Here is a 5,853-nt window from a genome sequence, read left to right as displayed (position 1 = left end):
GGACTTCCGGGTCGTGTACTCGCGGAGAGACAAACGGTATGGAGCACCGACCTCGCCAGCGATCAATCGACCCCACGGGCAGAGCGGGCGGCGGAAGCCGGGTTGAAGTCTTGCCTCGCCGTTCCGGTGATGGTGGGCTCGGACGTCGTGGCGATCTTGGAATTTTTCACGGAACGAGAAAGTACGTTCGACAATCAGACCCGCGCGGTCGTATTGCAGATTGCTACTCAGCTTGGCCGAGTCGTCGAGCGAGAGCGATCCGTCGATGCGCTCGAAGCCGAGAAAGAAAAATTGGAAGAGAGAGTCGAGCAAAGAACAGCCGAGCTCCGTGACCTGAACGAAGCACTTACGAACCAAATCGCAGAACGCGAGCGGGCTGAGAAATTGACGCGCGCCCATGAAACGCAACTCATGAGGGCCTGCAAAGTTGCGGAATTGGGGTTTGCAATCTGGAACGAGGTAGAAAAGCAGTACGAGAGTGTTTCTGAACAATACGCGGCGTTTCATGATTATACGCAAGACGAATTTCTCGCAGAATTCCGAGACGGCATGGACCACTGCTTTATTCACCCGGATGACATCGACCGCTACCTGGCGTGGGAGACGTCGAGCCCGGACAGTCGAGAGGAATCCGAAATTAGATTCCGGACAGTGCGAAAGGATGCCTCCGTCCGCCAGATTCGAGAGATCGATTTCCCCATTTTTGACGATTCCGGCGAGTTGATCCAATACTTCATCATCCAACAAGACATCACCGACCTGCACGACATGGAGGCCCAGCTCCGCCAGTCCCAAAAGATGGAAGCCGTGGGCCAGCTCACCGGTGGCATCGCGCACGACTTCAACAATCTCCTGGCGGTGATTCTCGCCAATTTGGAAATGGTGGCGGAGATGAGCGGCGACTCGGACGATATCCGCGAGTGTGCCGAGATCGCGATGGAGGCGACCAATCGCGGCGCCAGCCTGACACAGCGGCTGCTGGCATTTTCGCGCAAGCAGGAGCTGCGACCGAAAGCGCTGAATCCCAGAACCCTTGTCGAGAACATGCTTCAGCTATTGCGCCGTACCCTCGGCGAAATCGTCGACATCCGGCTGACGGGGGGATCGGAATCATGGCTCGTCAAAGCCGATCCGAGTCAGCTCGAAAACGCGCTCTTGAACCTCGCCATCAATGCACGGGATGCGATGCCCGGAGGCGGCAAGCTCACCATCGATACCTCGAATATGCAAATCGACGATGATTTCAGCTTTGCGAAGACGGAGATTTCACCGGGTGACTACGTGGTTGTGACCGTGAGCGACACCGGGAAAGGAATGCCGCCGGAGATCGTCGACCATGTATTCGAGCCATTCTTCACGACCAAGGATGTGGGTGAAGGCAGTGGCCTGGGCCTGAGCATGGTTTACGGCTTTGTCATGCAATCCGGTGGGAACATCCACATCTACAGTGAGCAAGGATTGGGAACCACAATCCAGATCTATCTGCCACGTTACAAGGGTGTGGAGAACCCGGTCGAAGATCACCAAATGCCCGAGGAGGTTCCGAGAGCGAACGATGAGGCCGTACTGGTCGTGGAAGACGATGACAGGCTTCGCGCGCTAGTCGTTCAAATGCTCGAATCCCTGGGCTACGAAGTGCAATCCACCGGCTCTGGTCAGGAGGCTCTCGAACGAATTGAGGCGTCCACCCCATTTGATGTTTTGCTTACCGATGTAGTCTTGCCCGGCGGCATGAGCGGCTGTGACTTGGGAAAGAAAGCCGCGGTGCTCAACTCGAATACACCCGTCGTCTACATGTCTGGCTACCCGGAAGACGCCGCGCGAGGTCACGGCGGAATCGATCGGGAAAACCAGTTCCTGCAGAAGCCGTTTCGGCTCGCAGAACTCGCCCGGGCGGTTCGGACCGCCATCGACGACGCCGCAAAGCGAGTCGACTAGCGGAAGTCTCCTCCTTACTCCGACACGCCGACGTTATTGTTCAATCGCCAACACCTTGGACCCGCGGACCGCTTGATACTTGAGGTCCAGCAAAGCCTGGTTGGCATCTGTCAGCCCATAGGTCTCGACTTCGACGCGGATGGGGATCGCGGCTGCGTGTTCGAGAAAGGCGACAATGTCGTGGCGAGTCACGTTGGCCACCGATTTGATTTCCTTCTCCTGCCACAAGTGCCGATCGTAATTCAAATCCAGCAAGCATTCTTTGTCGTCATCCTGCTTGCGAATGGCGTTGATGACCAACCTGCCCCCCGGCGCCAACTGCGCCATTGCCTCGACCACGGGTTTCCAGGCCGGCGTGGTATCGATGATGGCATGTAGCGGCTCCGGTGCAGTCTCACTGGTATCGCCCGACCAGCACGCGCCAAGTTCCAATGCGAATGCTCGCGCCGATTCATCCCGGGCAAAGACGTAGACCCGTGTGTTGGGATACAGATGACGCACCAACTGCAGGACCAGGTGTGCGGAGCCGCCAAAGCCGGTCAGGCCGAGGGCCTGGCCGTCCTGAATCCCGCTCAATGTCAACGCCCGGTAGCCGACACCCCCGGCACATAGCAACGGAGCAGCGTCGCGATCGGAGAATACGTCGGGCACCGGGTAGGCATATTTTTCGGGCACCACCATGTACTCGGCATAACCGCCATCTGCATCACGTCCGGTTGCCATGAACTCATCGGCAAGATTCTCGTCGCTGCTTCCGCTTGAACGGTAGATCCAGCCGACCCCCAACCGGTCCCCCAACTGGTGCCGCCCTGCCCCCTCGCCAACAGCGTCGACGCATCCCACGACCTGGTGTCCCGGCACGACCGGCAGGCGCGGCGGTTTGATTCGACCCTCGATCTGGTCGAGTTCCGTATGACACACGCCGCAGGTAGAAACCTTGATCCGGACTTCGCCATGCGCAGGTTCCGGAATGGGCAACTCCGTTTCTTCCAACGGTTGGGCACCCGGCTCCAGCGACCCTGTCCGGCGCAGCTGCATCGCCCTCATCTGTGCAACCTCGGGACTAACGACGCCGGGATGGCTGTGGCGTCGTGTTCGATTGTAGAACATCTCGACAGATTCGAAGAAATCGAATCAGTTTTCGAGATCTTCCACAGCGCGATGGGCTTGATCGATTGCGCCATCCACGTAGGCTTGCCCTCCGGCGTCCGCGTTGGCAATCGCGATACGGCCAAACCGCTGTCGGCCGACAATAAAGGGAATCTCGTCTTCTTTGAAATGGGGCTCCATCAGCGGGTTGTTCCACCACGAATACCCATGAGGCCAGCGATTGACGGTGATGGCCTCGATGTCATGGGCTGGGTCGAAGCCTTCACTGCCCAGCATTCCGGCGAGATGCGTTCGGATATCCCGCTCGATGCTTTCGAAGGACGTCGTCAGCATTTCGTCGCGCCCTGCTCGATTTTGGTCGCGCTCCGTCAGGCCTGGTTTGTTGGGGACTCGATTCATATGAACGACGATCGGATCGTCGGGGCTGGCAGAGAATTTCACCGAGCCAAGGCTGACCGGAAAATCGAGCATGGCCAATCGATGGTAAGTGCCGGGACAGTGCACGGTATGGATGCCGAGTTTTTTCCAGGGCTGCCAGTTGCGCAGAAGCACATTCGTATAGACGAGCGGGGTTTTTACCAACAGCGCGAGCGCGTCTTTCTGTTCCGCTGGCAACTCGGGACAGAGGTGGGGAATGATTCGGTTGTAACAGGCGAGCACGCAATTGCGCGCGCGAGTACGATACGCCTGCCCTCCGCGCATATAGGTGACTGCCACTTCGCTTGCAGTCTTGGCACTTCCGAGATTGCTCACCTTTACCACAGTGCTGCTCAGACGGAGCCGAACGGCCGCGTCCGAGCGATCGAGGCGCGAGTAATCGAACGGTGCGCCCACGATGTCCTCCATCGTGTCTCCCGGCGCAACACCGGGAATGAGCTTGCGAACGAGAAGCCGCGCAATCGACGCATTGCCATCGGGAAAATGAGCAATGTACGGCTCGTCGAGAATCTTCCAAAAGTGTTTGATGACCCCTTCAAATAGACCCATGTCGGTTGCACCAAAACCCGGCAGCCCGATGACCATGCCCCAGAGCGCAGGCATGAGATCGAGCCCTCCTCCCATATCCCCCAGAACGTTGTGCAGCAGTTCGAGCGCTTGCGGGTCTGTTACGCCCATGTGCTGGATCAGAAATTCGCGGTAGCTGATGCTTTCCAAGTAGGGTCCTTCACCCAAAATCGAGTGGTCGGGCAACTGATCCTTGCTTTCGGTATACAGACGGATCAGTTGGCGCTTGGCCTCATCCGAAATGGGCATCTGCGGTATCGAATCTTTGATCGCCACCTGAGTCGGCGCAGCGGGAAGATAGGTTTCGTAGCTGTACAGTTCACCGCGCACCACTCGATCGACGCCGTAGTGACCGCGATCAAAATAGATTCCCGGACCCAGGTCCCAGCGCTTGTTGAAATCTTGATCATACGCGGTCCGAAACCGATCCACGTCGACGCGGATATCTTTCAACAAGCCTTTCGTGACCTCGCTATAACGTCCCGGGTTTTCGAGGGACTGACTCCCCCCATAGCCGAGTATGCGCTGCCCGCCGGAGACGAATTCGTTGCGCTTTGCGTGCCCGCCGAAATCGTCGTGGTTGTCGAGAATCAGAATCGTCGCGTCGGGATGCTGCTTCTGATAAAAGTGCGCAGCCGATAGCCCGCTGATTCCGGCACCGACCACGACGAGGTCGTAGACGATTCCGTCGGAGTCGGAGACCGGCCCCCAATCGGTACGCCCTTCGAGGGCCAGTTGATGGGCCACTTCAAACGATCCCTGATGGCTGCCACGAAGCCCGACCTGTCCAGGCGGATAGACGTTGGTCGGGTTGGGGGCCTTGGAAGTTCTGGAGACGGTCGCGGCCAACAGTTCGCCAGGCACCATGCTGCCCGCGATGGCAACACTCGCTCCTTCGAGGAAGTCCCGGCGCGTAATGGCACGCTTCATTCCCAGTTCTCGGTCACTGGACAATTGCGGGTCCGATCGTGTGCGCTGTGAAGGCTAGCCAGTCGCTGCGAGGAGAATCTTCAGAGAATTGGGATTGCGGTCCATGAAACTGGGGGAAAGGTCCGATTTGTAGTTCATTCACCGGACGCAGCCCAGCCTATGCCTGTCCGGGGGCTCCGGTCCCGGAAACCGCTTGGGGTCGGGGTAAGCGCGTTCTCGGCACCCGGAGCCTGGCAGCAAGTGGCACAGCGTGTCCGTGCAAGTCCTCGGAAAACCTTCAAAAGAAGCCGCAGCGCCCGCTGGCCCGTCGTCGGGATCTCGCCCGCAAACCAAGTGATGCTGGAGAATTACTCCCCAGCGATATTTGTCTTTGTACCTGCAGAATATTTTCATCCCATTCGGCAGCTCGCCGGAAATTCTAGGGGTCACGTGGTCGCTCGCGGTCGAGGAACAGTCCTATCTCCTTTGGCCCTTTCTCGTCATGCGTTTCTCGCGCCAGGGACTCGTGAAAATCTGCCTTGCCCTGTTGATCGCAATCGGATTGTCGATCGGTGACCTCAAGTTTTGGCGGCCCCAGGTCTACTCGCTGGGCTGTAGTCTGATGGCGGCGTTCTGCGCGGGGCTCATCTTCCTGGTGTTGCGTCTGCGCGATCACACATTTGTCCGATTGGTCTTCGAAGCGAGCTGGCTGCGACTCTGCGGTGCCAGAGAACTTGACCTAGTAGTCGGGATCCGGAGTACCGGGTCTCTTCGAAGAAAGCACTGGCCTGGGGTTTCGTACCACTGGTTTGGGAGTAGGCACTTTCGGGCCGGTTGGGCGCCAGGGCCTCGGCCAGCATCTTCATCTCCGCGCGCGTCTTGTCGTCGAGA

3 protein-coding genes are annotated in these 5,853 nt (G+C 58.4%); 1 reads left to right on the top strand and 2 read right to left on the bottom strand.

All coding sequences use genetic code 11. The features are described 5' to 3' along the window. Positions 1–1,938: response regulator (locus tag IH881_20005; protein ID MCH7869985.1), on the top strand; the 1,938-nt coding region annotated here is incomplete at its 5' end. A gap of 33 nt (positions 1,939–1,971) precedes the next feature. On the opposite strand, the gene IH881_20000 is transcribed toward IH881_20005, so the two are convergent. Beyond that, positions 1,972–2,985, bottom strand: a complete 1,014-nt coding sequence (locus IH881_20000) for an alcohol dehydrogenase catalytic domain-containing protein (protein ID MCH7869984.1) — start codon at positions 2,983–2,985, stop codon at positions 1,972–1,974. Positions 2,986–3,072: 87 nt separating this feature from the next. Continuing rightward, positions 3,073–4,983 (bottom strand): NAD(P)/FAD-dependent oxidoreductase, encoded by a 1,911-nt coding sequence (locus tag IH881_19995; protein ID MCH7869983.1) that lies wholly within the window; start codon positions 4,981–4,983, stop codon positions 3,073–3,075. Between the last annotated feature and the right edge of the window lie 870 nt (positions 4,984–5,853).

Source organism: Myxococcales bacterium (assembly GCA_022563535.1).
GTDB lineage: Bacteria > Myxococcota_A > UBA9160 > UBA9160 > UBA4427 > DUBZ01.
This window is presented reverse-complemented; position numbering and strand designations above follow the sequence as displayed.

Bases quoted from the DNA above. Each gene is read 5' to 3' on its own strand.
- IH881_20000 (MCH7869984.1), bottom strand. From the start codon at position 2,985: ATGAGGGCGATGCAGCTGCGCCGGACAGGGTCGCTGGAGCCGGGTGCC.
- IH881_19995 (MCH7869983.1), bottom strand. From the start codon at position 4,983: ATGAAGCGTGCCATTACGCGCCGGGACTTCCTCGAAGGAGCGAGTGTT.